The organism is Actinomadura sp. 9N407 (assembly GCF_044326315.1).
Lineage (GTDB): Bacteria > Actinomycetota > Actinomycetes > Streptosporangiales > Streptosporangiaceae > Spirillospora.
In genome coordinates this window covers 30,704-55,768 of the sequence record NZ_JBIRAW010000049.1, presented here as the reverse complement: position 1 = coordinate 55,768, position 25,065 = coordinate 30,704, and the positions used below count along the sequence as shown (strand labels likewise).

The window sequence follows — 25,065 nt, the reverse complement described above, 5'->3', positions numbered from 1 at the left end:
AGGGATTCATGCATCAGCCGCCTGACAACGGGACGTTCCGCCGCGTCCTGGGGCACCTGCCGACCGGTGTCGTCGTCGTGACGGCCTCCTCGGCCGGCGTCCCGCACGGGCTGGCGATCGGCAGCTTCACCTCGGTGTCGCTCGACCCGCCGCTGATCGGCTTCTTCCCGGCCAAGACCTCGCGGAGCTGGCCCGCGATCGAGGCGGCCGGGCGGTTCTGCGTCAACGTCCTGGACGAGGACCAGCAGGACCTGTCGGCCCGCTTCGCGGCCAGGGACGGTGACCGGTTCGCGGGCGTGACCTGGCGCCGGTCACCGTCCGGGTCGCCGATCCTGGCCGGCGTGCACGCCTGGATCGACTGCGTGCTGGACGAGGTGACCGGCTACGGCGACCACTGGTTCGTCTCGGCACGCGTGACGGCACTCGGCGTCGAGCGAGGTCACGGCCCTCTGGTCTTCTACCAGGGCGGCTACGCCCGGCTGGTGTCCGGCGACCCGGTGTCCGGCGGTCCGGCCGGATAGGACGGCCGGTCGGCGGGCGCCCCGTCGGCAGGCGGCGGGTCGGCGGATGGGCCGTCGGCGGGCGGGCCCAGCAGCCGGGTCAGCTCCACCCGTGACCGGACGCCGAGCTTGCCGTACGCGGACTTGAGGTGCTGCTTCACCGTGTACACGCTGATGTGCAGGGCCTGCGCGATCTCGGTGTCGCGCAGGCCCTGACCGGCCAGCGCGGCCACGTCCGCCTCCCGGCCGGTCAGCGCCGCGGCCACATGTGCGGGAAGCCCGGCGAGCGCCGCCGCCCTATCGGAACCGCCCGGCGCGCCCGGAGCGCCGGCACCGCCCGGAGCGCCCAGGCTGCCCGGACGGACCGGAGCGGCGCCGGAGTCCAGCCGCAGGCGGAAGATCCGCGTGCGCTCCCCGTTCCCCGCTTGCAGCGGGTGACCGGCGAGGGACGCGGGAGTGCCGTCGTCCTGGGTGACAGGCAGGCGCGCGGGCCCCGTCCCTGCGAGGTACCGGGTGTCGCCTAGTGCGGCCAGCGCCTGCGCCGCATCCCGGATCCCCGCCAGCAGCCGCCTGGCCGCCGCGTTGGGACGGGGCGGCAGCCCAGAGGCGAACAGCACCAGGGGATCGCGGCCGCGTTCCAGCGGTTCCCAGACGGCGGCCGATTCGCGCTGCGCCACGAGCCGGGCCTGGAAGCCGGTGATCGCCACCCCGAAGATCGCGGCGAGCGTGTCCGCCACCGCCAGCTCCCGGGCGTCGAAGGGCGGCGCCGACCGGTCGCGGCCGAAGTTCAGCGTGCCCAGCAGCCGGTCGCCGGCCAGGACCGGCACCATCATGAGGCGGGCCAGGCCCGCCGGACGGAAGACCTCGCGGAAGACCGGCAACTCCGTCCACCGGTCGGCGGGCATCAGCAGATGATCTGCGACCGCGCGCCGCCGGGCCAGCGCCTCCCGGTGCACCGGGTCGCGGTCGCGGCCGAACCGTTCGTACGCCTGGAGGTACCCCGTGCCGACCCCGCGAGCGCTGACCGGCCGGGGCCGTTCGGTCGCCGCGTCGACCAGGTAGCAGGCGGCCCTCCCCGCGACGAGTCCCCCGACCGCGTCGATGTACAGCCGGCCGAAATCGTCGAGGTCATGGGCGTTGACGAGGCTGATCCCCAGCCTCACCAGGTCCGGGACGGCCTCTACCGCCGCCCCGTGGTCGTCCGGGAACCGCACGAGCGGACCGTCTTCCATTACCGAATACTGATGACATATCCGCTGCGAGTACAGCCCCCCGTTCCACTGAACGGACCCGCACGGCATGGTGCCGCACTCCACGAGCGAATTCGGGGTGGTGGGCGGTTTCTTGTCATCACCAATGTCCGTGAAGGCCGTTCGGTCGTGGAGGCGGGCTGTTTGAATTTCGATCATGACTGACTGGACGCAACTGAGGCACGCCTACGGACGCGCGGACGACGTACCCGGCATGCTCGACCGGCTCGTCCCGGACGAGGACGCGGAGGTGTGGACGGAGCTGTGGTCGGCCATCTGTCACCAGGGGACGGTCTACTCGGCGAGCTTCGCCGCGCTGCCCCGGCTGACGGAGCTCGCGCGGGACTGGGCACCGGCCGACCGGCTGTGGCCCCTGTCGCTGGCCGGGAGCATCGTGGCCGGTGCGCATCAGGACCACGGGCTGGGGGACGTCCGCGCCGAGCACGCGGCCGAGATCGCGGAGCTGCTGCGGCTGGCCGAGGAGACACTGGAGGCGGTCGGCGGCGAAGGCCGGGAGTCCGACTTTCTCGACCTGCTCCAGTCCATCCTGGCCTTCGAGGACGTGCCGGTCTGGAGCGAGCGGCTCTTCGCTCTCGCCCATGGAGAGTTCGAGCTGTACTGCGAGGATTGTGATGGGCTCATGCACATCATCCTCGACGGACCTCGGTTCTACCTCTATGTCATCGGAGGCGAGTCCGAGGCCGAGGGTGAGGTGGTGCCGGTGGCTCCGGACGATCTCGAACCCCTGGGGCGCCGCCTCTACCTCGCGGCCGAGGCCGCCGGGCGCTCGAAGATCATGGCTCGGCTGCTCCATCTGTTCGGGAGCACCGCGTGCCCGGAGTGCGGGCGGAGCTTCCAGGTGGCCGCCCAGGTGGCCTCCCCGGGGGGCTAATAGGCGGATCACAGGGGCGGGCAGCCGTCGGCGCCCGGACGGGGCGAGCGGCGTAGGGGAGGGGTGGGGGCCCGCGTCAGCCGTGACGTGTGCGATCGGCCGAGTTCGGCAGCGCTCGACCGAACGCCGGCGCTTCTCGAGGCTGAGCGGGCTGTTCGAGTGGGTCATGGCCGCCGGCCCTCGTGTGCACGGTCGACGAGGATCAGCGGAATCGCGCTGATGGCGAGGACGGCTCCGACCACACAGACAACGGTGAGACCGACTCCCTGGGTGAGGACGATCCCCGCAAGGGCGGGGGTGATGCTGATGCCCAGTTGGAACGCTGAGACGGTCGTGGCACCGGCCAGAGTAGGTGCGTGCGCGGCAAGTGCGAACACCCGGCCGTAGAGGGCCGGGTTCAGCACGAAGGCCGCGATGCCCAGCAGGAATACGGTAGGAGCCACTGCCCGACTCTGGTGGATGGCGAGTGCCAGCCCGGCTGACAGGATCGCTATGGCCGCGGCTCCGGACAACATCGCGGCGTGGGGCCGCCGGTCAGAGATGCGGCCACCGACTGAGAGGCCGATGAAGGCGCCGATCCCGAAGAGCGCGAGAACCGCCGGGATCCAGGCTTCCATCAGCCGAGTGATGTCGGAGAGCATCGCGGCGAGGTAATTGTAGGTGACCATGTAGGCGGCGGTCGTGAGGATGGTGATCGCCCAGATACCCCAGAGCCTCGGGTCGCGGATGGCGGCCAGTTCTTGCGAAACCGTGGGCCGAGCGGCCGAGGCATGTCCGGGGTTCGCGTTCGGGATCATGAGCAAGCAGCCGACGATGCCGGCGAGAGTGAGGGCTACGACGGCCCAGAAGCCTCCTCGCCACTGGGTGAAGTGGCTCAAGAGAGTGCCCGCTGGGCCACCGGCGACCATGGCGACGCTGAGACCGCTGACCACAACGCCCGAGGCGCGGGCGTTCCGGTCTGAGTTGACCAGGCTGATGGCGGTCACCGTTGCGACGGCGAAGAAGCCGGCGTAGGCGACACCCGCGACCGCCCTGGTGAGGAGAAGGACCGTGTAGTCGCCCAGCAATCCCGCGGCGATGCTGGCCGCGAAGACCCCCTGAGCCGCCATCAGCGCGGTGCGTCGTGGCCAACGCAGGCTGAGCACGGCGAACGGTGGGCCGCCGATCACGACGCCAAGCGCGAACGCGGTGATCAGGTATCCGGCCGAGGGAAGTGATACGTCCAGGTCGGCCGCCACCGCTGGGAGGACGCCGGCCAGAAGGAATTCCGCGCTTCCCATCGCGAACAGGCAGAACCCGAGCAAGTACACGCCGGCAGGCAGTCTGCCGGACATGGACTTCCGGGACGTCTCCGTGGTGGTGCCGGTCATCGGCCTTCGCCCCCGAGCTCTGTGACCGCCCCGGACAGTTCGCGTTCCAGCAGCCAGCTCGACATGGCGATACCCGCCGCGGAGCCGGCACCGGCAGCGGTGACGACCTGGGCGCGCGGATTGACCACGTTCCCAGCCGCCCACAAGCCGTCGACGCTCGTGGCCCCTGAGGTGTCGACGGTGACGAGGGCACTCGCCGGATCGGTCTGGGCGCCGAGCGTGGTCAGGATGGCGTCATGGGGCGCCGGGCGGGGTGCGACGAAGATGGCCTCGCACCTGAGTGACTTCCCGGTGTCCAGCTCGACGATGACCGACGGCTCGCCCTCACTCGCCGGTGCCTGTGCCTGTGCCTGTGCTGAGACTCGCTCCACATGCGCGTCGATGACGTTCACGCCGTAGGCCGTCAGGCGCTGTCGCTCGGTCTCCTCGAGCTCGGCTCCGTTCACGCAGAGCGTCACCGAGGTGCTGTGGCGGCGCATGAGCGCCGCCAGATGTGCCGACGACGCACCCATGGCCGAGCCGATCACCACGATCTTGCGGCCGCTCACCTCGTAGCCATGGCAGTGGGGGCAGTGATGCACCACCGATGCCCACCGCTCGGCCAGTCCGGGGATGTCGGGCAGCTCATCGGTCAACCCCGTGGCCACCAGCAACGCCCTGCCACGAACGGTGCCCCCGTCGGCGAGCCGCAGGACGAATGTGCCATCGGTGGCGCGTTCTGCCTCGGCCACGGTCGCCTGCACGATCGAGGCGCCATAACCGGAGAGTTCTTCCTGCCCGGCAGCGATGAAGTCGCGGGGCGCCATGCCATCGCGGGTCAGGTACCCGTGCATGTGCGCTGCGGGGCCGTTCCTGGGGGCCTTGCTGTCGAGCACCAGGGTGGCGAACCGTGCCCTCGCGAGTACGAGGCCGGCTGACAGCCCGGCGGCACTTCCGCCGATGATGACGCTGTCCCAGACGTCTTCTACCTGCGGTTCACCCGGTGCGTTCGTCGTCGTATCCATGTGGACCACCTCCGCGGAGAGGATCCGACGGAGGCGCCGGGATCGACAACTATCGTTGCCGTTTCCGGGATGGATTGGTTGACTGCCGGCTGTGAACGATCAGCCCAGCGTCGGCGCCGTGATCGAACAGATCGCACCGCGCCTGCGCGATGCCCGCGAGAAGAAGAACCGCAGCCTGGCCGACCTCGCTCGCGCCACCGGAATCTCGACCAGCACCCTGTCCCGGCTCGAATCAGGCCAGCGCAAGCCCAGCCTCGAGCTGCTTCTCCCGATCACGGCGGCTCTGGGCGTTCCGCTCGACGAGATCGTCGCCGCGCCCCGCATCGTCGACCCACGGGTGCCTCAACAACCCACCAAGAGGGACGGCCGCGTGCTGATCCCGCTGTCGCGACAGCAAGGCGAACCCCGCGCCTACAAAATGATCATCCCGGCCCACGATGAGGAACCGCACCTACGAACACACGCGGGCCACGAATGGCTCTACGTCCTGCGAGGGCGGCTTCGCGTAAAGCTTGGCGACCACGACTTCGTCATGGGCGCCGGCGAAGCAGCCGAGTTCGACTGCCAGATCCCGCACTGGTTCGGCGCCGCAGGGCGCGGAACCGTGGAGGTCCTCAGCCTCTTCGGCAAGTCCGGCGAGCGCATCCACCTCCGCACCCCACGACGCTGACCTCCGCTGTGTTTCAAAGTCCCGGCCCAGGTACTCGCCTGGCGGCTCGTACCTGACCGGTTCTTGTGCGAGCGCGGCATCGCTTCGCGATCTGACCGGTGAGGCTCGCCTTCGGCTTCGCCGCACCGGCCAGGTAACGCGCTCGCGCGGTGGCTGAGGCCAAGGCCCTGTCACTGTCGGACGCGTGGGGTTACGGGGCGGGTGCGTTCGGCGATCGGCGGGTCACGGTGTGGTTCGAGGTGACGTCGTGACGCGGAACCGGGGGCGTCTCGGCGAGGCGGGCGGTGAGGAAGGCGCGTTCGGCTTCGTTGCCGGTCAGGGTGAGCGCTCGTTCGTACGCGGCGGCGGCCTCCTCGGTACGGCCCAGGCGGCGCAGCAGGTCGGCCTTGATCGCCGGCAGGTAGCGGTAGCCGGTGAGCCGCGCGTCGCGTTCGAGGGACTCGATCTCGGCCAGCGCGGTCGCCGGTCCGCTGACCATCGCGACGGCCACGGAACGGTTGAGCGCCACCACCGGTGAGGGCCAGACCTTCAGCAACTCGTCGTAGAGCACCAGGATCTGGTCCCAGTCGGTGTCGTCGTACGTCGGTGCGGTCGCGTGCAGCGCCGCGATGGCCGCTTGCAGGGCGAAGCGGCCGGGATCGCCGCCGCGAAGCGCTCCCAGGACCAGGTCGTGTGCCTCGGTGATGGCCTGGCGGTCCCAGGCGGAACGGTCCTGTTCCTCCAGCAACAGCAGGCGCCCGTCCGCGCCCGTACGGGTGGATCGGCGAGCGTGGCTCGTGAGCAGCAGCGCGAGCAAACCCTTGGCCTCGCGCTCGTCGGGCATCAGGTCACGAAGGAGGCGTGCCAGGTCGAGTGCGCGTTCGGCCAGGTCGTTCCTGGTCAGCCCGGGCCCTCCGGGTGCGGTGTGGCCGGTGGTGAAGAGCAGGTGGATCGCGGTGAGGGCCGCGTCCAGCCGGCCGGGCAACTCGTCCGGTCCGGGCATCCGGAACGGGATCCCCGCCGCCGCGATCTTCTTCTTCGCCCGGGTGATCCGGGCCGCCATGGTCGGCTCCGAGACCAGGAACGCCTTCGCGATCTCCGGGGTCGTCACACCGCAGACCAGCCGCAGCGTGAGCGCGACCTGGGCCTCGGCGGCCAGCGCCGGGTGGCAGCACAGGAAGACCAGCCGCAGCCGGTCGTCGCCTCCCGCCGGGAGCCCCGGACTCGCCTCCGGCTCCACCAGCAGGTGCAGCTTCGACCGCAGCGTGGTGGCCCTGCGCAGGACGTCCAGCGCGTTGTGCCGGGCCGCGGTGGTCAGCCAGGCACCCGGCCTGGACGGTACGCCGCCGCGCGTCCACTCCTTGAGCGCGGCGACGTACGCGTCCTGCACGCATTCCTCGGCCAGGTCGAGATCGCGCGTGACGCGTACCGTCGCGGCGAGCACCCTGGCCCACTCGCGGCGATGCGCGTCGGCGATCGCCTCCTGGACCGAGGTCACTCGGCGAGCAGCGGCCGTACCTCGACGGCCCCGTCCATGATCGGGAGCAGCCGGCCGATGGCGATCGCCTGGTCCAGGTCCGCGGCCTCCACCACGAAGAACCCGGCGATGACCTCCTTGCTCTCCAGGAACGGGCCGTCGGTGACCATGCCGCCCTTGTGGATCGTCCGCGCGGTCGCGCTGGGCTGCAGCCCCTGCTCGTTGACGACCCGCGCGCCCATCGCGGCGATCCGGTCCCCGGCGCGCAGGTTGGCCTCCATGACCTCAGGCGGGATGTCGGCCACCCCGCCGGGGGTCTCCTTCTCGTAGATCAGGATCGCGTACTGCGGCATGCGGCTTCCTTCCGGGTCACACGATCACCAGTTGCCGGTCTCCGGGCCCATCGCACCGTATTCGAGCTTGCCGGCTCGCGCGTAGGTGCTGATCTGGACGCCGGTGCCCGACGTCGCGGTGTCGACCAGCTTGAGACCGCCAGGGACGGTCCCCTCCGCGAAGAGCCGCTTGCCGGAGCCGATGAGCACCGGGAACACCACCAGGTGGAACTCGTCCACCAGATCATGCCCGATGAGCGTCTGGATCAGCCCGCCGCTGCCGTGGACCTGGATCTCGCCGCCCTCCTCCCGCTTGAGCCGGCCGACCGCCTCGGCGACGTCGCCGGTGAGCAGCGTCGAGTTCTGCCAGGACACGCTGTCCAGCGTCCGCGACGCGACGTACTTGGGCAGGGTGTTCATCCGCGACCCGATCGGGTCGTCGGCCTCGGCCAGCGGCCAGGTGGCGGCGAAACCCTCGTAGGTCTTGCGCCCGAACAGGAGCGCGCCCGCCCGACGGGCCACCGCGGTCATCACCTCGATCAGCTGCGGGTCGAAGTACGGCACGGCCCAGCCTCCGTGCTCGAATCCGCCCTCGCGGTCCTCATCGGCGCCGCCCGGTGCCTGCATGACCCCGTCCAGGGACATGAACGTGGTCACCATCAGTTTCCGCATGTCGACTCCTCGGTTCGTACCGCCGCAGGGCATCGGTTGGTGATGCCCTCACCAGATACGGCGAACGAGACCGTCCCCAATCGACAGCGACCCGTTCACGAACGTCTTTCGCGGAACGAGGCCGTCATGTCCTGAGTGCCGATGACCGACAGCAGATCCAGTTGGGCCGCGCCCTCGGTACCGGGCGGGGCGGCGAACCACAGCAGGCGCTGGCGTCCGTCCTCGCTGAACAGGCTGTGGCAGTCCAGTTCGATGATGCCCAGCGCGGGGTGGACGATGCGCTTGTGGTCGGTACGGCGCAGCGCGACGTCATGGGTGTCCCACAGGGCGGCGAACTCCTCGCTGCGGCGGCGGAGCGCGGCCACCAGCCCGGCCACCTCGCTGTCACGGCCGCGCTTGGCCGCGACCGCCTGGAGGTCGGCCACGAAGACCCGTGAATGGTGCGGGTGATCGTCGACCGGGTAGATCGCGCGGGACGCGGGGTCGGTGAACCAGCGGTGAACGAAGCTCGCCTCCGGGCCGCGTACCGCCGGAGCGCGTCCCAGGAGCGCGACGGCCGGCTCGTTCTGGACGAGGGGCTCGTGCAGGTCGGTGATGATCTGGGCGGGGGTCGTGGTGAGCCGGTCCAGCAGGCCGAGCAGGGCAGGCCGCGGGTGCGTGGACGGGCCGTGCGCGACCAGGGGGACGGGCCGGTCGGCGAGGTGGAACAGGTGATCGCGTTCGTCGCCGTCCAGGCGCAGCGCCCGGGCGAGGGCGGCCAGGGTCTGGGCCGAGGGCTGGACGCCGCGCCCGCGTTCCAGCTCGGTGTAGTAGTCCGCAGACAGGGCGGCCAGCTGCGCGACCTCCTCGCGGCGCAGGCCGGGCACCCGGCGGCGGGGACCGGTGGGCAGGCCCACGTCGGCCGGCCGGACCCGATCGCGCCGGGACTTCAGGAAAACGGCCAGTTCGGGAAGGTTCACACCCCCATCGTCGCCCATCGCCCGAGGTCGGAGCCAGGGGACGGTGACCCCAGGGTGAACACGGCCCTGGCTGGGCATGGAGCCTTGGCCGATCGTGGAGGGGACCGCGATCACCGACCCTTGCAGGAGTCACCATGTCCCTCTCATCAGAGAGCCGAGCCATGCCGGCTCACCCCCGCGTCGCCGTCGTCACCGGCGGATCCCGCGGTATCGGCCGCCAGGCGGTGAGCCGGCTGGCCGCCGACGGGTTCGCCGTCGTGGTCGGCTACGCCGGTGCCCGCGACCTGGCGGAGGAGGCCGTCAAGGAGGTCACCGCGGCCGGTGGCCGCGCGGTCGCCGTCCAGGCCGACGTCGCCGAGGAGCGGGAGGCGGCCGGGCTCTTCGCCGCCGCCGAGTCCGAGTACGGCGGTGTCGACGTCGTCGTCCACGCCGCCGGCCGGATGCACCTGGCGCCCATCGCCGACCTGGACCTGGCGGAACTGGACGCGCTGTACCGCACCAACATCCGCGGGACGTTCGCCATCGCCCAGCAGGCCGCCCGGAAGGTGCGGCCCGGTGGGACGATCATCACGTTCTCCACGTCCGTGGTGGGCCTGGCCTTCCCCGGGTACGGCGCGTACAGCGCGAGCAAGGGGGCGGTCGAGGCGCTCACGCTGATCCTGGCCCGTGAGCTGCGCGGCCGGGACGTCACCGTCAACGCCGTCGCCCCCGGACCCACCGCGACCGGCCTGTTCCTGGACGGCAAGGACGAGGAGACCGTGGCCCGGCTGGCCGCACAGCCCCCGCTGGAACGGCTCGGTACCCCCGCCGACATCGCCGAGGTCGTCGCGTTCCTCGCCTCCCCGGCCGGCCACTGGATCAACGGCCAGGTCGTCCACGCCAACGGCGGCATCATCTGACGGCCGGTGCCGGGGAGTTCGGCGAGCTCGGCAAGCTCAGGACTCGCGCTTCGGCTCGAAGCGCAGCGCGACGATCCCGCAGTCGAACGGTGTGGCGGCGACGAGGCGGAGCCGCTGGTACGCGCCGCTCGGGAACACGGGCATCCCGGTGCCGATCGCGGTCGGGTTGACGAACAGGTGGAGTTCGTCGAGCAGGTCGGCGGCGATCAGGTTCGACACGAGCGTGCCGCCGCCGTAAGCGATCATGTCGCCGCCCGGCCGGGACTTGAGCCCGTTCACGGTCTCGGCCAGGTCGCCGCCGGCGACGACGGCGTTCTTCCAGGGTGACTCGGTGAGGGTGTCGGAGATGACGACCTTGGGGATCCGGTTCATCTGGTCGATGGACTCCTGGGTCTCGCCCTCGGGCCCGGCCTCCCACGTCGGGATGAACCCCTCGGCCAGCTTGCGGCCCAGCACCATGCAGTCGACCGGCTTCGTGAGGGCGTCGACGTAGGCGTTGATGTCGTCGGTCCAGTCGAACGTCAGCCAGTCCATCTCGCCGTTCGGGCCGGCCATGTAGCCGTCGACGGTGGTCTGGACCTGGAGCTTGAACTTGCGCATGAGGTGCTTCCTTCCGGGATCCGCCGGGCCCCATCGGCCCCGCTCTCTTCCTGTGCCCTCACCTTGGCGGACCCCACTTACGGAACTCCTACGGCTTGCCTAAAGCGGTGACCGCGAACGTTCACCGTGCTGGGGCCCGCGCGCGTCGCCGGCACCGCCGCCGCGTTCAGGGCCGTCCGCGCCGCCGTGCTGTGCCCGCCGTACCCGCCGTGCGATCAGCCGAGTGATCTCGACGGCGACCGCCACGACGAGGACCAGGAAGGCGACGGCGACCGAGCGTCCGGGCGCGTCCGTCGTCACGGTCTCGGCGAGGGACTGGTCCGGCAGGAAGATCAGCGCGCTCAGGGTGACGAGCGCGAAACACGTGACGTAGGCCGTCACCGGGGCGATCAGGGGCCGGATCGCCCCCAGCGGCGACTGCGGGCGGCCGGCCAGCCGCCAGGCGAGGACGATCCCGCCGACGAGGGCGAACGCCATCCATCCGAAGTTGGTCGTGCTGAAGCCGCTGATGCCGCCGTAGTCGAACCGGCGGCCCAGGCCGCCGAGCAGCAGGTTCACGACGATGGCGGCGATGGTGGCCGGGATCCACGGCAACGTCCGGAGCAGGTCGGGGAGGCCGGGGAACGTTCCGGCGTCTCCCATGGGCCGGCTTCTCTCGTCCGGCTGGACGGCATCTGACATGTCACGTCTCCATCCCTCGCGGCCTCCGACGACGGCCGAGTATTCGGCCATGCGTTTCGGCCGTGCATCGAACGCTAGGAGAACGCGCGCCGCGTTCCATCGGCCCTGGGAGCGCTTAGCGGTACCGCGTTCGCTGCAGCGCCGTTACCGCGTCCGCGGTACGTTCCGGATTGACCTCTTCTCTGGCGATCCGTGTGAACCGCAGGCCGGCATTGACGAGCGCGTAGTGCCGGTATGCCGGAGGGGGCGGGCTTGATGAGGAGGCCGGTGGCGCCGCGCGTGGATCTCGCCGGGTGGGCGCGCCGGATGCCGTGGGCGCTGGACGCCGCGGTCTGCGCGGTCGCCGCTGCAGCGAGCGCCTACCGGATCGGCACGGGAGCGCTGGAGCCCGGCGACCGAGCCGTGGACGGGTGGGCGTTCGGGCTCGGTGTCGCCATGGCCGTCTGCCTGGCCGCGCGGCGCCGCCGGCCCGCGCTCGTCCTGGGCGCGGTGTCGCTGCTGTGGCTGGCGTACCACATGCGCGACTATCCGGGCGGGGCACCCGCGGTCGCCGTGTGGATCGCGCTGTACTCGGCGGCCGCCGCGCCACGGCGGCGGGCGGGTCTCGCCGTGGCAGTCCTGCTGATCGCGGCGGACGCGCTGACGCGGTCGGAGGACTCCGGGGTCGGGCCGTTCGACGCCGTCCTGGACGGGTCGACGGTGGTGTTCGTGGCGATGCTGCTGCTCGGCGACGCCGTCCGCAGCCGCCGGGCGAGGCTCGACGAGTACGAGGGGCGGCTGGTGGCCCTGGCGGAGCGGCGCGAGTACGAGGCCGCGCAGCGGGTCGCCGAGGAGCGGATCCGGATCGCGCGCGAGTTGCACGACGTGTCGGCGCACACGATCACGGTGATCGGAGTGCAGTCGAGCGTGGCGGCCGAACTGCTCGACGACGACCCCGCCGCGGCCCGCGAGGCGCTGCGGGAGGTCAGGCGTACGGCCGGTGCGGCACTGCGGGAGCTGCGGGCGGCCGTCCACGTGCTGCGGGACGAGGACGAGGCGGAGGGAGCCGCTCCGGCGCCGGGCCTCGACGGACTCCCACGGCTCGTGCGCGCGTACGGGGAGGCAGGGCCCCGTATCGACCTCCGGACCGAGGGCGACGCCCGGCCGATGCCGCGGCTGGTGGAGCTGACCGCGTACCGGATCGTGCAGGAGGCGCTGGCGAACGCCCTCCGGCACGGTGATCCCGAGCTGGTCGAGGTGATCGTCCGGTACCGTGACGGCGGCCTCGACCTCGAGATACGGGACGACGGGGGCGCGCCCAGGGGACGGGACGGTCACGGGCGCGACGGTGGCGGCCCGGGCGGCCACGGGCTGCGCGGCATGGCCGAACGGGCGGCCGGGCTGGGCGGCTGGGTCGAGGCTGGGCGGAGCGGTCCGGCGGGCGCCGCCGGGAGCGGGTTCCGGGTGCGCGCGTGGCTGCCCGGCGAAGGGACGGCATGACGCGGGAACGATCGCCGGAGGATGCGGACGCTGTGATCCGGGTGCTGCTGGCCGACGACCAGACGCTGGTCCGCGCCGGGTTCCGGGTGCTGCTGGAGCGCGCGGACGACATCGAGGTCGTCGGCGAGGCGGCCGACGGCGACGAGGCGGTCGCGCTCGCGCGGGCCCACCGTCCCGACGTCGTCCTCATGGACGTGCGGATGCCCGGGACCGACGGCCTGACCGCCACCCGGCTCCTGCTGGCGGACGACCGGCTCGCCGCGACCAGGGTCGTGGTGCTGACGACGTTCGACGACGACGAGTACGTGTTCGGGGCCCTGCACGCGGGCGCGAGCGGCTTCCTGCTCAAGGACATCGACCCGGAGGCGCTGCGGCAGGCCGTCCGGACGGTGATGGCGGGCGACGCGCTGCTCGCGCCGAGGGTGACCAGGCGGCTGATCTCGGCGTTCACGAGCCGCGGCGGCCGGGCACCGGTCGAGCCGGAGCTGCTGGCCGCGCTCACCGGCCGCGAGCGGGAGGTCGTGGCGCTGGTCGCGGAGGGTCTGTCCAACCAGGAGATCGGCGACCGCCTCGCGATGCGTCCCGCCACGGCGAAGACCCACGCCAACCGCGCCATGGCGAAGCTCGGCGCCCGCGACCGCGCCCACCTCGTCGTCATCGCCTACCAGTCGGGCCTGGCCGGGATCCCGCGACCGCGCTAGCCGGTGTCGTGTCCCCAGGGTGTTGACTCGTGGCGTGTTCGCCTGGAACGACAACGCCAGAGGCGAACACGCCACGAGTCAACGGAGGCCGGCGGTGCGGGCGAGCCGGAACCCGAGGTCGTCGATGCGCAGGGTCGGGTGGCTCTTGCGGCGGCACGACGCCCGGCACCCGCGCGGCTGGTCATCCGCGCCGCCCCCACGGAACACGCGGTACGGGCCGTAGATCTGGGGATCGTAGCGATCCCAGCACCACTCCCACACGTTGCCGATCATGTCGTGCAGCCCCCACGCGTTCGGCGCGCGGGTGGCGACGTCATGGACCCGGCCGCCGGAGTTCCCGCGATACCAGGCGATGTCTTCCAGGTCCCCGTAGCGGGCGCCGGACGTCCCGGCCCGGCACGCGTACTCCCACTCCGCCTCGGACGGAAGGCGATATCCACCGGCCTCCCGGTCGCAGGTCACGTCCAGGCCGTCGGGGTCGTCGCCTATCGAATAGCAGGGCTTGAGCCCCACTGCTTCTGACAGCAGGTTGCAGAACTGGAGGGCGTCCAGCCAGGACACTTCGGTCACCGGCGTCTGCGGGCCTGCCGTGGGCCCGGGCACCTCGTTCTGTACGGCGCCGTACAGCTCACGGGTCACCGGCGTCGACCCCAGCAGGAAGGGCTCGACCTGGACGTTCCAGGTCGTGCGCGTGCCCTCGTCCAGCAGGACGATCTCCCCGGCGGGGATACCGATCATGCGCTCGTCCAACGTTCCGAGCTTCATCGCGGACCTTGCGCGCCCTGCTCAAGCCGTACGCGCTCAAGCCGTACGCGCAACGCGTCGATGTCGGGCAGGAACCAGAGCTGCGTGCCGCGGTTGCTCTCGCGGACGAAGTCCCGGAGCGCCGTGCCGCCGTCGGTGTGCCGGGAGATGTCCCCGATGATGGCGAGGCCCATCCGGTAGGTCACGAACTTCTGGACGATGTCGCCCGCGAGCCGGGTCCGCAGCCGGAAGAAGTCGTCGGTGAACCGTTCCGCGGGGATCACGGTCCAGGCGGCGCCGGCATAGGACGCGTTGCCGATCAGGTCGGTCGCGTCGCGCTCGTCGAGGAGCGGCGCGCCGTCCGGGGCGCAGATGAACACGGACGTCCCGGCGAGGTCCTGGAGTACGTCGGTCATCGGGATCGTGGTCCTTCCGGAGGTTCGCTGAGGAGTGCGTCGATGACCTTGAGCAGGTCGGCCACGACGGCCAGCCCGCCCAGCACGACGATCTTGAGTGCGGCCCGTTCCTCGTCGTAGACGGTCTCCACGCGCAGATGGTCGGCGCCCCCGTCGCCGCGCCGGCTCTGGGCGACGGCCACGATCGTGTTGCTCAGCCGGGTCGTCTCCTCGGGGGAGATGGCGTCGACCTGGACGATCCCGGAGACCTCGGAGTGGCGCGTACGGCGAGCGGCCGGCGGGGCGGGGACGCCGGTGAACGCCTCCAGGTCCTCGCGCGTGATCCGGTACTGCCTGCCGACCCGGGTCGCCTTCAGCCGCCCGTCCCGGACATAGCCGCGCACCGTCCTGACGTGCAGCCCGAGCAGCTCCGCCACCTGGTCCACCGAGTAGTAGGCCTGCCGCACCCTGACGCCCTCACAAGATCAGCCCTGAAGCGGGCACCGTAAACTACCTTCAACATACCTAATGAGAGGGCTTTTGCGTAATTTTAGGGAGTGCACTGAGGAGCGAGGTGCGTCATGCCCCGGGGGGTTCCGCCGCAAGGGCGGCGGCCAGGAGGCCGCCGCCCTCGCCCGGCGGGCCGGGAAGCTCACTGATCGCGGCGGTGCACGCTGATGACGGTGAGTACGGCCGCCGCGAGCGCCCACACGGCGTAGACCGTCCAGGCTCCGCCCGTCGTCCAGGGGAAGGCGGTCGGGGCGGGATCGGCCGCTACCAGCCGGAGCCATGCCTGGTAGGGGAGGGCGTGCCCGGCCACCGCCGACCAGTGGCGGTCGTCGCTGAAGACGATGGGCAGGACCAGGATGACCATGACGGCGACGATCATGGTGGTCGCGGTCTGCCGGATGACGGTCCCGAGCGCCAGGCCGGCGAGCGCGCACACCGGCGCCAGGAGGGTGGACGCGGCGACGACGCTCAGCGCGCCCGGATCGCCGATCGAGATCCCGACGCCACGGCCGTCGAGGATCGCCTGCGTCAGCCCGAACGAGATCCCCGCGACGAGCGCGCCGAAGGCGGTGGTGACCGCCGCGACGACGACGACCTTGGCCGCCATCACCGAACGGCGGGCGGGAACGGCCGCGAACGTCGTACGGATGGTGCCCGTGCTGTACTCGCCGATGATCGCGAGGGAACCGATGGTGGCGAGGGCGAGCGCCATCACGATCGTGGCGTTCGCGGTGAAGGCGGTCTGCAGCGGGATCCCGTCCCGGACGAAGGCGGCCGCGCCCTCCGCACCCTGCTGCGACCAGTGGCTGTAGGTGTCGTAGGCGGTGCCCGCGTTGATCGCGATGACGGCCAGGGCGGTGGCCCCGTACGCGATCCAGGTCGAGCGCAGCGAGCGGAGCTTGACCCATTCGGCGGCGACCAGGTCGCGGAAGCGGGGGCGGGGCTCGGCCGCGCCGGTTCCGGTGGCGGCGATTCCGGCGGCGGGTACGGATGTCGCGGTCATCGGTTCTCTCCTGCGGGGTACTGGACGCTGTCGGCGGTGAGTTCCATGAACGCCTCTTCCAGGGAGGCGGACGAGGCGTTGAGGTGATGCAGCATGATGCGGTGCTCCTGGGCGATCGCACCGATCCCGGCCGCGGTCAGCCCGGTCACGGTGAGCAGTTCGCCGTCCGTGTGAACGGCCGCGCCCGCGGCCAGCAGCAGGTCTCCCAGGATGCTGGGGGTGGGCGTGCCGACCGTGACGCTCTGCCGGGTGCCGCGGGCCGAGAATTGCGCGAGGCTCTCGGCCGCGATCAGCTCGCCGCGGCCGATGACGATCAGCTGGTCGGCGGTGTGCTCCATCTCCGCCATCAGATGGCTGGAGACGAACACGGTGCGGCCCTCGGCGGCGAGCCGCCCGAACAGGTCGCGTACCCACTTCACGCCCTCGGGGTCGAGGCCGTTCAGCGGCTCGTCGAAGAGCAGCACCGGGGGGTCGCCGAGGAGGGCGGAGGCGATGCCGAGCCGCTGCTTCATGCCGAGCGAGAATCCGCCGATGCGGCGCCGGGCGACCTCGGCGAGGCCGACCTCCTCCAGTACTTCGTCGACCCGGCGCCGCGGGATGCGGTTGCTGCGGGCCAGGGCCGTGAGCTGCGCCACCGCGCTTCGCCCGCCGTGCACGTCGTGCCCGTCGAGAAGGGAGCCGACATGGCGCAGGCCCCGGGGGCGGTCACGGAACGGGCGGCCGTCGATGGTGACCGTGCCGCTGGACGGCTCGTGCAGGCCGAGGATCATCCGCAGCGTGGTGCTCTTGCCGGCACCGTTCGGCCCGAGGAACCCGGTCACCTGGCCGGGCCGCACGGTGAAGGTCAGGTCCTTGACGGCGTTCGCCTTGCCGTAGCGCTTCGTTAGTTCGTTGACTTCGATCACGAGGACAACGGTGCCGCCGGGGACCCCGTCCCGTCGTCGGACCGGCGCTGACAATCGCGGGGCCCGGGTGTCGACCGTGGTTGTACGACCCCGGGTCGACGACGGCACCACGAGCCCGCGCTTACGATGACGGCATGTCCGCTTCGCCGTCCCTTCCGCTGCTCAAGCGCATATCGGCGGGCTTCTGGGTCGCTCTGCTCTGGGTCACGGCGGCGGTGTATCCGATCGTCGAGTACGTCCTGAGGCCGCCACGGCAGATGTACTCGACCAGCTATCCCCGGGACGGTCTGGACTCGCCCGGAGCACAGGCGCTGCTCGCCCTCGCCTTCGCGCTGGTCGTGGCCGGCGGCGTGCTGCTGCGCCGCCGGGCGTTCGCGGCGTACGGCCTGGTGGTCGCCGGAACGGTCGTCCAGACGGTCGCCTGGCGCCAGGACGAGATCCCGTCCATCCAGTTCCTCGGAGTGAGCGTCGCGCTCTGCTACGTCGCCGCCACCAGGTCCCGGCGGGGCTCGCTCATCGCGGCCGGCGCGGCGGTCGGCGTCCTCGTGGGCTATCTCATCATGCGCGCGGTCATGGGGATCGGCTCCGGTACGGACTCCGAGCCGTACATGGTCCTGGTCGTGGCCATCGCCTGGCTCATCGGCAACTCGGTACACCAGGCGCGTGCCCACACCGAAGAGCTGCACGCGCGGGCCGCCGCCCAGGCCGTCACCGCCGAACGGCTGCGCATCGCGCGGGAGATGCACGACACGGTCGCCCACAGCATCGGCATCATCGCCCTGCAGGCCGGCGCCGCGGCCCGGGTCGTCGAGACCCAGCCGGACCGGGCCCGCGAGGCGATGATCACCGTGGAGAAGGCGGGCCGCGAGACGCTGTCCGGGCTGCGGCGGCTGCTCGGCGCGCTGCGCCAGGCCGACGAGGACCCGGAACGTTCCGGCGACCGGATGGAAACGCCCCTGCGACCGGCCGCCGGACTGGCGGACGTGGAACGGCTCGCCGCGACGACCACGGCCGCCGGTATCCGCGTGGAGGTGTGGTGGCAGGGCACGCGCCGGACGCTGCCCGCCGACATCGACCTGACGGCCTTCAGGATCGTCCAGGAGTCGGTGACCAACGCCGTACGGCACTCGGGCGCCGATGCCTGCCGCGTACGGGTCGACTACCGAGAGGACGAGATCGCCATCGAGGTATCGGACCGTGGGAAGGGCGGGGGCACCGGCACGAACACCGGGTACGGACTGGTCGGCATGCGCGAGCGGGTCACCCTGCTGGACGGCGCCTTCACCGCGGGGCCGCGTCCCGGGGGCGGCTTCCTGGTCGCGGCCAGGCTGCCCGTACCGGCGGGGGCCGCGTGACCATCCGCGTCGTCCTCGCCGACGACCAGCCCCTCGTTCGCGCCGCCCTGCAGATGGTCATGACCGACGCCGACGACATCGAGGTCGTGGGCGAGGCCGGGGACGGTGCCGAAGCGGTACGGCTGACCGAGGAGCTCGCCCCTGACATCGTCGTGATGGACATCCGGATGCCCGGCATGGACGGCGTCGAGGCCACCCGGCTGATCACCACCAGGACCGACGCGACCCGGGTCGTGGTCCTGACCACGTTCGACGACGACGATTACGTCTACGGGACGCTGCACGCGGGCGCGTCCGGCTTCCTCGTCAAGGACATGGCCCTGGACGACATCCTCGCCGCGGTACGGATCGTCGCCGCCGGGGACGCGCTGCTCGCACCGAGCGTGACCGGCCGGCTGATCAAGGAGTTCACGGCCCGTCCCCAGGCGGCGCCGCCGCGGCGGGTCGAGCTCGGCGGCATCACGGACCGGGAACGCGAGGTCCTGACCCTGGTCGGCAGCGGCCTGTCCAACACGGAGATCGCGGAGCGGCTCTCCATCAGCGTCGCCACGTCCAAGACGTACCTGACCCGCCTGCTCGCCAAGCTCGACGCCCGCGACCGGGTCCAGCTCGTGATCCTCGCCTACGAGGCCGGCCTGGTGGCACCGTCCGCGAACTGAGGCCGACCCGGATCAGGCATGACCGGGGGATGTGCGGCGGCCGGCGCCGGTCAGGTAGGCGACGACCATCTCGCCGATCATCTCGCGGTGCCGGTCGCGGTGCTCCGGGGCGGTCAGCTCGCGGCCGAACAGGGCACCGAAGGTGTACTGGTTGGAGATCCGGAAGTAGCTGAACGCGCTGATCATCATGTGCACGTCCACGGCGTCGGCGCCGGTCACGAAGTCGCCGGCCGCGCGTCCGGCGGCCAGGATCTGGGAGATGAGCCCGGCCGCCGGCGCGCCGAGGTTGGACAGCACCTCGGACTTGCGCAGGTGCTCGGCCTGGTGGATGTTCTCGATGCCGACGAGCTTGATGAAGTCCTGGTGCGCGTCATGGTGGTCGAAGGTCAGCTCGGCCAGCGTGCGGATCGCCTCGACCGGGGCCAGATGCTGCACGTCGATGGTGGCCTCGGCGGCCCTGACCTCGCTGTACGCCCGTTCCAGTACGGCGATGTAGAGCTGCTCCTTGCCGCCGAAGTAGTAGTAGATCATCCGCTTGGTGGTGCGCATCAGCGCGGCCATCTCGTCCACCCGGGCGCCCGCGTACCCGTGCCTGGCGAACTCCCGCTGCGCGATCTCGAGGATCTCGGCCCGGGTGCGCTCGGCGTCGCGCTGGCGTCCCCCGGAGGCGGGCGTGACGGGCTGGGACGACATGTGACTCCACGGGACGGCTGCCTTCGGACGTTCCATCCTAGGACGAGCCCTCCTAGGACGAGCGCGAGGCGCTTCCCCGCCGCAGACCGTGCGCGTGCTGGGCGGCGAGCCGGATCGGGGCGTTGACGGCGCCGTACCCCTGGTAGCCGCCGGTGCGCTGGACGATCTCGAAGAAGACCCGGCCGGTGGTGACGGTGTAGAAGTGCAGGAACTCGCCGTGCTCGTCCCGGTCGTACAGCAGGCCGAGTTCGCGGAGCAGCCGGTGCCGTTCGGAGCCCAGGTCGTGGCGCGCTTCCAGATCGTTGTAGTAGTTGTCGGGGATCGCCAGCTGCGCCGCACCGGCCGCGCGGACGCGGCGCGCGGTGGCGATGATGTCGCCGCTGGCGAGGGCGACATGCTGCCAGGCCACGTCCGGAGCGCTGTCGTGCGCGCCGACGTAGGCGACGTTGAGGGCGATCCTGACGCGGCCGTCCTCGGTGGAGACCGCCCGGCTGCGCAGCAGGCCGTACGGGTCGGGCAGCTCCAGGCTGTCGTGCGGCCGCAGGCCGAGGACGCTGCGGTAGAACAGCGAGGCCTCGTCGAAGTGGTGCCACGGCTGGGTGAGCGCCACATGGTCGATGTGCGTGATCTCGCCGGCCACGGCGCCCGGGCTGCCGGTGAAGTCCTCGGTCCAGCTGGGATGGTCGGCGTGCGCGGTCCGGCAGAAGAACAGCTCGGTGCCGTCCGGTGCGGCGACGGCGTCCAGCGGCGCGTCGTGCGGGTCCCGCATCCGGGGTAGAACGGGTGACAGCAGCGATCCGGCGCGCTTGACAGAGGCGCCCGGATCGGGGGATTCCAGGCCGATCGCGCTGAGCGCGGGGCCGTCCTGGCTCTCGGTGCTTCCGGTGTTGAGCAGGATGCGAGCGGTGTTCTGCTCCCACAGCTCGACGGGCTTGTGCGCGTGCGTTCCGGTACGGGTGAAGCCGAGCGCGGTCAGGAGATCGCCCAGCGGGCCGGTGCTCGGCGTGGCCAGTTCGGCGAAGGCGAAGCCGGTCGGGACCACCGGCGGTGGCGGCGAGGCGAGGGTCGCCGGACGGGACGCGCCATCGAGCCGTTCGCCGACGGCCTCCTCCAGTGAGATGAGCGAGCGCATGGCGTCCTGGGCGGTACGCATGGACGCGGCCTGCCGGAAGATGTCGTTGAACACCTCCAGCGACAGCGGCCCGCGATATCCGGCCCGCAGGACGTGCGCGACCAGTCCGGCCACGTCGAGGTCGCCCTGGCCGGGGAAGCAGCGGTAGTGCCGGCTCCAGTACAGGACGTCCATCGGCAGCCGGGGAGCGTCGGCCAGCTGGAGGAAGAAGATCTTCTCGGCCGGGATGGTCTCGATCGCGTACGGGTCCACGTCCCGGGCCAGGATGTGGAAGCTGTCCAGGCAGACCCCCAGGTTGGGGTGGTCGGCCATCCGTACGATCCGCCAGGAGTGCAGGTAGTCGTCGACATGCCGGCCCCACGCCAGCGCCTCGTACGCGATCCGGATGCCGTGCTGCGCGGCCCGTTCGGCCAGCAGCCGCAGTTGCTCGGCCGCCAGCTCGTCATCGTCGATCGAATCGGGGGAGACGCTCGAACAGACCAGCAGCCGGGTGGCGCCGAGCCGTTCCATCACGGCGAACTTGTGCTCGGCCCGCCGCAGGTTGCGGGCCAGGAGGGCGGGCGGCACCGCCTCGAAGTCGCGGAACGGCTGGAACAGATCGATGGACAGCCCCAGATCGGCGGCCCGGCTCCGCACGTCCTCCGGGCTCATCGGGCCGGCGATCAGATCGTTCTCGAAGATCTCCACACCGTCGAAGCCCGCCGCGCCGATCGCGGTCAGCTTGCCGGCCAGCGAACCGCTCAATGACACCGTGGCGATGGATCTGCGCATCTCCCGTACCTTCCCAGCTCGGCCCTTGTGCAAGTACGGACTAGTTCGTACATTGTGCCATGTGAGTCAAGCCACAACCACCCGCAGGAGTCCGGCATGAGCGAGCACCCGATCACCGAGGTGCGCGCCATGCGGCCGTGCCGGTACGGGCTGATCGGCTCGGGCATCGGCACGTCGCTGTCCCCGGCCCTGCACGAGGCCGAGGGCGGCCGGCACGGGCTCGACCTGTCCTATGCCCTGATCGACATCGAGAGACCCGGGACGCCGGCCGACCTGGGCCGGCTGCTGAGTGACGCGGAGCGGGTCGGGTTCGCCGGGCTCAACATCACGCACCCGTTCAAGCAGCAGGTGATCTCCCATCTCGACCGGCTCTCGCCGCAGGCCGAGGCCATCGGAGCGGTGAACACGGTCGTGCTCGAAGGCGGCCGCCGGATCGGGTACAACACCGACGCCATGGGGTTCGCCGAGTCGTTCCGGCAAGGGTTGCCCGGCGCGCCGACCGGCCATGTCGTCCAGCTCGGCGCGGGCGGGGCGGGCGCCGCATGCGCCTATGCCCAGCTGTCCGCCGGTGTCGGCCGGCTGACCGTCGCCGATCCCGACCCGGCCAGGCGCACGGAACTCGTCCGATCGTTCACCGCCAGGTTCGGCGCCGACCGGATCATCGGCATCGCCCCCGAGGACCTGGGCGAAGCGCTCGCGTCCGCCGACGGCGTCGTCAACGCGAGCCCGATCGGCATGCGGGCGCATCCCGGGTCGCCGATGCCGGTCGAGCTGCTCCGTCCCGGACTCTGGCTTGTCGACATCGTCTACATGCCGCTGAACACGCCGCTGCTGCAAGCGGCGCGCTCCCGGGGCCTGCGCGCCATCGGCGGCGCGTCCATGTGCGTGTTCCAGGCGGCCGAGAGCTTCGAGCTGATCACCGGCCGTACCCCCGACACCGGCCGGATGCTCGGCCACCTGAAGAACCTGCTCGCCTCCGCCCCCACCACCCCCCGGAGAGTCACATGAGCCAGCCCACCAAGTCACCCGGTCCATCGGCGGAACCGGCCGTACAGCGGGACCTGCCCGAACCGATGCCGCTGCGCCGCATGGTCGGCCCCGGCATCGTGGCGGTCGGGATCGGCCTCGCCGCCGGCGAGATCATCCTGTGGCCGTACCTCACCTCGATCGGCGGGCTCGGGCTGCTCTGGCTCGCCCTGATCGCGCTGGTGATGCAGTTCGTCATCAACATGGAGATCGAGCGCTACACGCTGGCCACCGGCCAGACGGCGGTGGCCGGGTTCTCCCGCTGGTGGAAGGGCTGGGGCGTCCTGATCTGCCTGGCCGGGGCGTTCCAGTACGTCTGGCCCGGCTGGGCGACCAGCGGCTCGACCGTGTTCACCTACCTGGTCGGCGGCGGCGACCCGGTCTGGATCTCGGTCGCCACCCTGTTCGTCATCGGCGTCCTGCTGACCTTCTCCAAGGTCATCTACAGGACCGTCGAACGGGTCGAGATGGTCAAGGTCGCGCTGACCCTGTTCTTCCTCGTGGTCGCCGTGGTGTTCGTGATCTCCCTGTCCAGCTGGGGCGAGGGCGCCGAGAAGACCGTCACCGGGTTCGGCCGGATCCCCGAAGGCATCACGTTCACCATGATCCTCAGCGCACTCGGCGCGGCCGGCGCCGGCGGCGTGCACAACCTCGTGCTGAGCAACTGGATCCGCGACAAGCGCTACGGCATGGGCGTCCACGTCCCCCGCCTGGTCTCCCCGATCACCGGCAAGGAGGAGGCCTCCGGCGGCGACCGGTTCGCCTTCCCCGAGGACGAGGAGAACCTCGCCCGCTGGCGGATCTGGTGGAAGCGCGCCAACATCGAGCACTTCACCACGTTCTTCCTGGTCTGCATCGCCACGATCGGCATCATGAGCCTGCTGGCGTACGAGACGCTGTTCGGCCGCGACGACCTGGAGTCCGACACCTCGTTCCTGCGCATTCAGGGCGACATCTTCGCCGCCGAGGTCGGCGAGTGGGTCAAGATCCTGTTCTTCGCCATCGCCGCCGTCTCCCTGTGGGCCGCCGCGATGGGGCTGCTGGACGTGATCGGCCGGGTGGCGGGCGACTTCCTCAGGCGCAACTACCTGATGGACTCCACCCGCTGGACCGAGGCCCGCATCTACCTCGCCGTCGTGTGGGCCGAGATCGTCCTCGGCTCGATCATCCTGCTGTCCGGCTTCGACCAGCCGATCGGCCTCCTGCTGGTCTCCACCTGCGCCGCCTCGGTCGTCACCCTGCTCTACTCGATCCTGCTGGTCCGGCTGAACATCAAGGACCTGCCCCGCGCCATCCGGATGCGCGGCGTCCGCCTCACCACCATGGTCATCGCGATCTGCTTCTACGGCTTCTTCGCCATCGCCATGATCGTCACCCAGATCCAGAAGCTGTAAGCGGCCGGTGCCCTCGGTCCAGGCCGAGGGCACCGCCGACTTGATCTCAACCAAGCTTGAGGTCGCACGGTGGGGCCATGAAGAACTTCGAGGTCGGCGTCATCCTCCCCGCGATCGCCGTCCAGCGTCAGTCCGGGCTCGACCTGCGACGAGCCGCCCGCCACGCCGAGGAGGCCGGCCTGGACGGCGTCTGGCACGGCGACCACCTGGCCGTCGGCGGCCCGACGCTGGACGCCCCGATCGCGCTCGCCGTCGCCGCGTCCGCGACCACCCGGATCAGGATCGGCACCAGCGTGTTCATCCCCGCGATCCGGCCCCTGGCCTGGGCCGCCAAGCAGATCGCGACCCTCCAGTACGTCTCGGGCGACCGCCTCGTCCTAGGAGTCGGATCCGGCGGCGGCCCCGGCCAATGGGCCGCCGCCGGAGTCCCCTATGCCCAACGAGGCCGTCGCACCGACACGGCCCTGGAACTGCTCCCGCACCTCCTGGCCGGCAAGGAAACGCCACTGCCGGACGAGCCCGGGGAGCCCGGCGTCACGCTCGCTCCAGCCACGGCGATGCCGCCGATCTGGGTCGGCAACGCCTCCGCCGCGGCGATCCGCCGCGCGGCCCGGCTGGGCGACGGCTGGTTCCCGTCCCTGATCACCCCCCGCGAGGTCGCCGAAGGACGAGCCTGGCTCGCCGAACTGGCCGCCGAACACGGCCGATCTGCCCCGGTCATCGCGATCGGGGGCGCCGCGGCTCTGGGCAACGGCCCGGGCGTCCCGTCCAGCAACGAGATGGCCTCGGGTATCAGCGCCGCCTATGGCCGTCCGCTGGAGGAGGTCGCCCAGATCCCGCTCACCGGCCACCCGGAACAGGCCGCCGAGAAACTCGCCGCCTACCGCGACGCCGGCGCCGACCACGCCGTCATCGGAATATCAGGCGACGACTGGCAAGCCCAAGTAGACCTCCTCGCACAAGCCCGCACCCTCCTCCACTAGCCCGCGGGTCGTCGGTGGACGTTGGCGGTC

Annotated in this window: 27 protein-coding genes; 11 read left to right on the top strand and 16 right to left on the bottom strand. The window is 71.3% G+C overall.

Going from position 1 to position 25,065, the window contains the following annotated elements:
• Positions 1-8: 8 nt before the first annotated feature.
• The gene (locus ACH34Q_RS43915; RefSeq protein ID WP_395989181.1) at positions 9-521 is read left to right on the top strand and encodes a flavin reductase family protein; all 513 of its coding nucleotides are present in this window, start codon (positions 9-11) and stop codon (positions 519-521) included.
• On the opposite strand, the gene ACH34Q_RS43910 is transcribed toward ACH34Q_RS43915, so the two are convergent.
• Positions 470-1,732 (bottom strand): LuxR C-terminal-related transcriptional regulator, encoded by a 1,263-nt coding sequence (locus ACH34Q_RS43910; protein ID WP_395989180.1) that lies wholly within the window; start codon positions 1,730-1,732, stop codon positions 470-472. The two genes, ACH34Q_RS43915 and ACH34Q_RS43910, sit on opposite strands and share 52 nt — an antisense overlap.
• 175 nt (positions 1,733-1,907) lie before the next feature.
• On the opposite strand from ACH34Q_RS43910, the gene ACH34Q_RS43905 reads away from it, so the two are divergent.
• A complete protein-coding gene (locus ACH34Q_RS43905; RefSeq protein WP_395989179.1) occupies positions 1,908-2,642 on the top strand; it encodes a hypothetical protein in 735 nt (244 codons plus the stop codon).
• Between the two features lie 164 nt (positions 2,643-2,806).
• Here the strand turns inward: ACH34Q_RS43905 and ACH34Q_RS43900 are convergent, their stop codons facing one another.
• Entirely contained in the window at positions 2,807-4,012 is a 1,206-nt protein-coding gene (locus ACH34Q_RS43900) for an MFS transporter (RefSeq protein ID WP_395989178.1), read from the bottom strand.
• Positions 4,009-5,016 (bottom strand): NAD(P)/FAD-dependent oxidoreductase, encoded by a 1,008-nt coding sequence (locus ACH34Q_RS43895; protein ID WP_395989177.1) that lies wholly within the window; start codon positions 5,014-5,016, stop codon positions 4,009-4,011. Before ACH34Q_RS43895 ends, ACH34Q_RS43900 begins: the two co-directional genes overlap by 4 nt.
• 91 nt (positions 5,017-5,107) lie before the next feature.
• Between ACH34Q_RS43895 and ACH34Q_RS43890 the strand changes: the two genes are divergently transcribed.
• Positions 5,108-5,686 carry a helix-turn-helix domain-containing protein gene (locus ACH34Q_RS43890; RefSeq protein WP_395989176.1) on the top strand — a complete coding sequence of 193 codons (579 nt, stop codon included), beginning with the start codon at positions 5,108-5,110 and terminating at the stop codon, positions 5,684-5,686.
• A 190-nt stretch (positions 5,687-5,876) separates the two neighbouring features.
• Here the strand turns inward: ACH34Q_RS43890 and ACH34Q_RS43885 are convergent, their stop codons facing one another.
• From ACH34Q_RS43885 to ACH34Q_RS43870, 4 genes are all read right to left on the bottom strand, one after another.
• Entirely contained in the window at positions 5,877-7,163 is a 1,287-nt protein-coding gene (locus ACH34Q_RS43885; RefSeq protein ID WP_395989175.1) for an RNA polymerase sigma factor, read from the bottom strand.
• Positions 7,160-7,495: a YciI family protein gene (locus tag ACH34Q_RS43880; RefSeq protein WP_395989174.1), complete on the bottom strand. Its 336-nt coding sequence runs from the start codon at positions 7,493-7,495 to the stop codon at positions 7,160-7,162. Before ACH34Q_RS43880 ends, ACH34Q_RS43885 begins: the two co-directional genes overlap by 4 nt.
• A 24-nt stretch (positions 7,496-7,519) precedes the next feature.
• Positions 7,520-8,146 (bottom strand): dihydrofolate reductase family protein, encoded by a 627-nt coding sequence (locus tag ACH34Q_RS43875; RefSeq protein ID WP_395989173.1) that lies wholly within the window; start codon positions 8,144-8,146, stop codon positions 7,520-7,522.
• 95 nt (positions 8,147-8,241) lie between these two features.
• Positions 8,242-9,105: a helix-turn-helix transcriptional regulator gene (locus ACH34Q_RS43870; protein ID WP_395989172.1), complete on the bottom strand. Its 864-nt coding sequence runs from the start codon at positions 9,103-9,105 to the stop codon at positions 8,242-8,244.
• Between the two features lie 161 nt (positions 9,106-9,266).
• Here ACH34Q_RS43870 and ACH34Q_RS43865 point away from each other — a divergent pair, with 161 nt between their 5' ends.
• Positions 9,267-10,004 (top strand): SDR family oxidoreductase, encoded by a 738-nt coding sequence (locus ACH34Q_RS43865; RefSeq protein WP_395989171.1) that lies wholly within the window; start codon positions 9,267-9,269, stop codon positions 10,002-10,004.
• A 36-nt stretch (positions 10,005-10,040) separates the two neighbouring features.
• Here ACH34Q_RS43865 and ACH34Q_RS43860 read toward each other — a convergent pair whose 3' ends face one another.
• Both ACH34Q_RS43860 and ACH34Q_RS43855 read right to left on the bottom strand, forming a co-directional pair.
• The gene (locus tag ACH34Q_RS43860) at positions 10,041-10,604 is read right to left on the bottom strand and encodes a dihydrofolate reductase family protein (protein WP_395989170.1); all 564 of its coding nucleotides are present in this window, start codon (positions 10,602-10,604) and stop codon (positions 10,041-10,043) included.
• A gap of 99 nt (positions 10,605-10,703) precedes the next feature.
• Complete coding sequence (locus tag ACH34Q_RS43855; RefSeq protein WP_395989169.1) at positions 10,704-11,246, bottom strand: hypothetical protein; 543 nt, start codon at positions 11,244-11,246, stop codon at positions 10,704-10,706.
• Between the two features lie 306 nt (positions 11,247-11,552).
• Here ACH34Q_RS43855 and ACH34Q_RS43850 point away from each other — a divergent pair, with 306 nt between their 5' ends.
• Together ACH34Q_RS43850 and ACH34Q_RS43845 are read left to right on the top strand one after the other, a co-directional pair.
• Positions 11,553-12,764 carry a sensor histidine kinase gene (locus ACH34Q_RS43850; RefSeq protein WP_395989168.1) on the top strand — a complete coding sequence of 404 codons (1,212 nt, stop codon included), beginning with the start codon at positions 11,553-11,555 and terminating at the stop codon, positions 12,762-12,764.
• A gap of 32 nt (positions 12,765-12,796) precedes the next feature.
• The gene (locus tag ACH34Q_RS43845; RefSeq protein ID WP_395989190.1) at positions 12,797-13,465 is read left to right on the top strand and encodes a response regulator; all 669 of its coding nucleotides are present in this window, start codon (positions 12,797-12,799) and stop codon (positions 13,463-13,465) included.
• A 78-nt stretch (positions 13,466-13,543) separates the two neighbouring features.
• On the opposite strand, the gene ACH34Q_RS43840 is transcribed toward ACH34Q_RS43845, so the two are convergent.
• From ACH34Q_RS43840 to ACH34Q_RS43820, 5 genes are all read right to left on the bottom strand, one after another.
• Positions 13,544-14,203: a formylglycine-generating enzyme family protein gene (locus tag ACH34Q_RS43840; protein ID WP_395989189.1), complete on the bottom strand. Its 660-nt coding sequence runs from the start codon at positions 14,201-14,203 to the stop codon at positions 13,544-13,546.
• 23 nt (positions 14,204-14,226) lie between these two features.
• Entirely contained in the window at positions 14,227-14,625 is a 399-nt protein-coding gene (locus ACH34Q_RS43835; RefSeq protein WP_395989167.1) for a DUF4180 domain-containing protein, read from the bottom strand.
• Positions 14,622-15,071 (bottom strand): helix-turn-helix domain-containing protein, encoded by a 450-nt coding sequence (locus ACH34Q_RS43830; RefSeq protein WP_395989166.1) that lies wholly within the window; start codon positions 15,069-15,071, stop codon positions 14,622-14,624. The genes ACH34Q_RS43835 and ACH34Q_RS43830 overlap by 4 nt, the downstream gene beginning before the upstream one ends.
• 185 nt (positions 15,072-15,256) lie before the next feature.
• Positions 15,257-16,117, bottom strand: a complete 861-nt coding sequence (locus ACH34Q_RS43825) for an ABC transporter permease subunit (RefSeq protein ID WP_395989165.1) — start codon at positions 16,115-16,117, stop codon at positions 15,257-15,259.
• On the bottom strand, positions 16,114-17,022 hold the full coding sequence (locus ACH34Q_RS43820; protein ID WP_395989164.1) for an ABC transporter ATP-binding protein: 909 nt from the start codon (positions 17,020-17,022) through the stop codon (positions 16,114-16,116). Before ACH34Q_RS43820 ends, ACH34Q_RS43825 begins: the two co-directional genes overlap by 4 nt.
• 134 nt (positions 17,023-17,156) lie before the next feature.
• Here ACH34Q_RS43820 and ACH34Q_RS43815 point away from each other — a divergent pair, with 134 nt between their 5' ends.
• Both ACH34Q_RS43815 and ACH34Q_RS43810 read left to right on the top strand, forming a co-directional pair.
• On the top strand, positions 17,157-18,377 hold the full coding sequence (locus tag ACH34Q_RS43815; RefSeq protein ID WP_395989163.1) for a sensor histidine kinase: 1,221 nt from the start codon (positions 17,157-17,159) through the stop codon (positions 18,375-18,377).
• Positions 18,374-19,036, top strand: coding sequence for a response regulator (locus ACH34Q_RS43810; protein WP_395989162.1), 663 nt, complete (start codon positions 18,374-18,376; stop codon positions 19,034-19,036). Before ACH34Q_RS43815 ends, ACH34Q_RS43810 begins: the two co-directional genes overlap by 4 nt.
• Positions 19,037-19,048: 12 nt before the next feature.
• On the opposite strand, the gene ACH34Q_RS43805 is transcribed toward ACH34Q_RS43810, so the two are convergent.
• Both ACH34Q_RS43805 and ACH34Q_RS43800 read right to left on the bottom strand, forming a co-directional pair.
• Complete coding sequence (locus ACH34Q_RS43805; RefSeq protein ID WP_395989161.1) at positions 19,049-19,729, bottom strand: TetR family transcriptional regulator; 681 nt, start codon at positions 19,727-19,729, stop codon at positions 19,049-19,051.
• Positions 19,730-19,781: 52 nt separating this feature from the next.
• Complete coding sequence (locus tag ACH34Q_RS43800) at positions 19,782-21,632, bottom strand: bifunctional sugar phosphate isomerase/epimerase/4-hydroxyphenylpyruvate dioxygenase family protein (RefSeq protein WP_395989160.1); 1,851 nt, start codon at positions 21,630-21,632, stop codon at positions 19,782-19,784.
• A gap of 96 nt (positions 21,633-21,728) precedes the next feature.
• On the opposite strand from ACH34Q_RS43800, the gene ACH34Q_RS43795 reads away from it, so the two are divergent.
• The 3 genes from ACH34Q_RS43795 to ACH34Q_RS43785 all read left to right on the top strand — a co-directional run bounded on the left by ACH34Q_RS43795 (position 21,729) and on the right by ACH34Q_RS43785 (position 25,035).
• A complete protein-coding gene (locus tag ACH34Q_RS43795; RefSeq protein ID WP_395989159.1) occupies positions 21,729-22,640 on the top strand; it encodes a shikimate dehydrogenase in 912 nt (303 codons plus the stop codon).
• Positions 22,637-24,052 (top strand): Nramp family divalent metal transporter, encoded by a 1,416-nt coding sequence (locus ACH34Q_RS43790; protein WP_395989158.1) that lies wholly within the window; start codon positions 22,637-22,639, stop codon positions 24,050-24,052. The genes ACH34Q_RS43795 and ACH34Q_RS43790 overlap by 4 nt, the downstream gene beginning before the upstream one ends.
• Positions 24,053-24,129: 77 nt before the next feature.
• Positions 24,130-25,035: an LLM class flavin-dependent oxidoreductase gene (locus ACH34Q_RS43785; protein ID WP_395989157.1), complete on the top strand. Its 906-nt coding sequence runs from the start codon at positions 24,130-24,132 to the stop codon at positions 25,033-25,035.
• The last annotated feature ends 30 nt before the right edge of the window (positions 25,036-25,065 follow it).

What these genes read in the sequence shown, in the direction of transcription:
- ACH34Q_RS43915 (WP_395989181.1), top strand. Translation starts at nt 9, where the DNA reads ATGCATCAGCCGCCTGACAACGGGACGTTCCGCCGCGTCCTGGGGCAC.
- ACH34Q_RS43910 (WP_395989180.1), bottom strand. Translation starts at nt 1,732, where the DNA reads ATGGAAGACGGTCCGCTCGTGCGGTTCCCGGACGACCACGGGGCGGCG.
- ACH34Q_RS43905 (WP_395989179.1), top strand. Translation starts at nt 1,908, where the DNA reads ATGACTGACTGGACGCAACTGAGGCACGCCTACGGACGCGCGGACGAC.
- ACH34Q_RS43900 (WP_395989178.1), bottom strand. Translation starts at nt 4,012, where the DNA reads ATGACCGGCACCACCACGGAGACGTCCCGGAAGTCCATGTCCGGCAGA.
- ACH34Q_RS43895 (WP_395989177.1), bottom strand. Translation starts at nt 5,016, where the DNA reads ATGGATACGACGACGAACGCACCGGGTGAACCGCAGGTAGAAGACGTC.
- ACH34Q_RS43880 (WP_395989174.1), bottom strand. Translation starts at nt 7,495, where the DNA reads ATGCCGCAGTACGCGATCCTGATCTACGAGAAGGAGACCCCCGGCGGG.
- ACH34Q_RS43875 (WP_395989173.1), bottom strand. Translation starts at nt 8,146, where the DNA reads ATGCGGAAACTGATGGTGACCACGTTCATGTCCCTGGACGGGGTCATG.
- ACH34Q_RS43865 (WP_395989171.1), top strand. Translation starts at nt 9,267, where the DNA reads ATGCCGGCTCACCCCCGCGTCGCCGTCGTCACCGGCGGATCCCGCGGT.
- ACH34Q_RS43860 (WP_395989170.1), bottom strand. Translation starts at nt 10,604, where the DNA reads ATGCGCAAGTTCAAGCTCCAGGTCCAGACCACCGTCGACGGCTACATG.
- ACH34Q_RS43855 (WP_395989169.1), bottom strand. Translation starts at nt 11,246, where the DNA reads ATGGGAGACGCCGGAACGTTCCCCGGCCTCCCCGACCTGCTCCGGACG.
- ACH34Q_RS43840 (WP_395989189.1), bottom strand. Translation starts at nt 14,203, where the DNA reads ATGATCGGTATCCCCGCCGGGGAGATCGTCCTGCTGGACGAGGGCACG.
- ACH34Q_RS43835 (WP_395989167.1), bottom strand. Translation starts at nt 14,625, where the DNA reads ATGACCGACGTACTCCAGGACCTCGCCGGGACGTCCGTGTTCATCTGC.
- ACH34Q_RS43825 (WP_395989165.1), bottom strand. Translation starts at nt 16,117, where the DNA reads ATGACCGCGACATCCGTACCCGCCGCCGGAATCGCCGCCACCGGAACC.
- ACH34Q_RS43815 (WP_395989163.1), top strand. Translation starts at nt 17,157, where the DNA reads ATGTCCGCTTCGCCGTCCCTTCCGCTGCTCAAGCGCATATCGGCGGGC.
- ACH34Q_RS43805 (WP_395989161.1), bottom strand. Translation starts at nt 19,729, where the DNA reads ATGTCGTCCCAGCCCGTCACGCCCGCCTCCGGGGGACGCCAGCGCGAC.
- ACH34Q_RS43800 (WP_395989160.1), bottom strand. Translation starts at nt 21,632, where the DNA reads ATGCGCAGATCCATCGCCACGGTGTCATTGAGCGGTTCGCTGGCCGGC.
- ACH34Q_RS43795 (WP_395989159.1), top strand. Translation starts at nt 21,729, where the DNA reads ATGAGCGAGCACCCGATCACCGAGGTGCGCGCCATGCGGCCGTGCCGG.
- ACH34Q_RS43790 (WP_395989158.1), top strand. Translation starts at nt 22,637, where the DNA reads ATGAGCCAGCCCACCAAGTCACCCGGTCCATCGGCGGAACCGGCCGTA.
- ACH34Q_RS43785 (WP_395989157.1), top strand. Translation starts at nt 24,130, where the DNA reads ATGAAGAACTTCGAGGTCGGCGTCATCCTCCCCGCGATCGCCGTCCAG.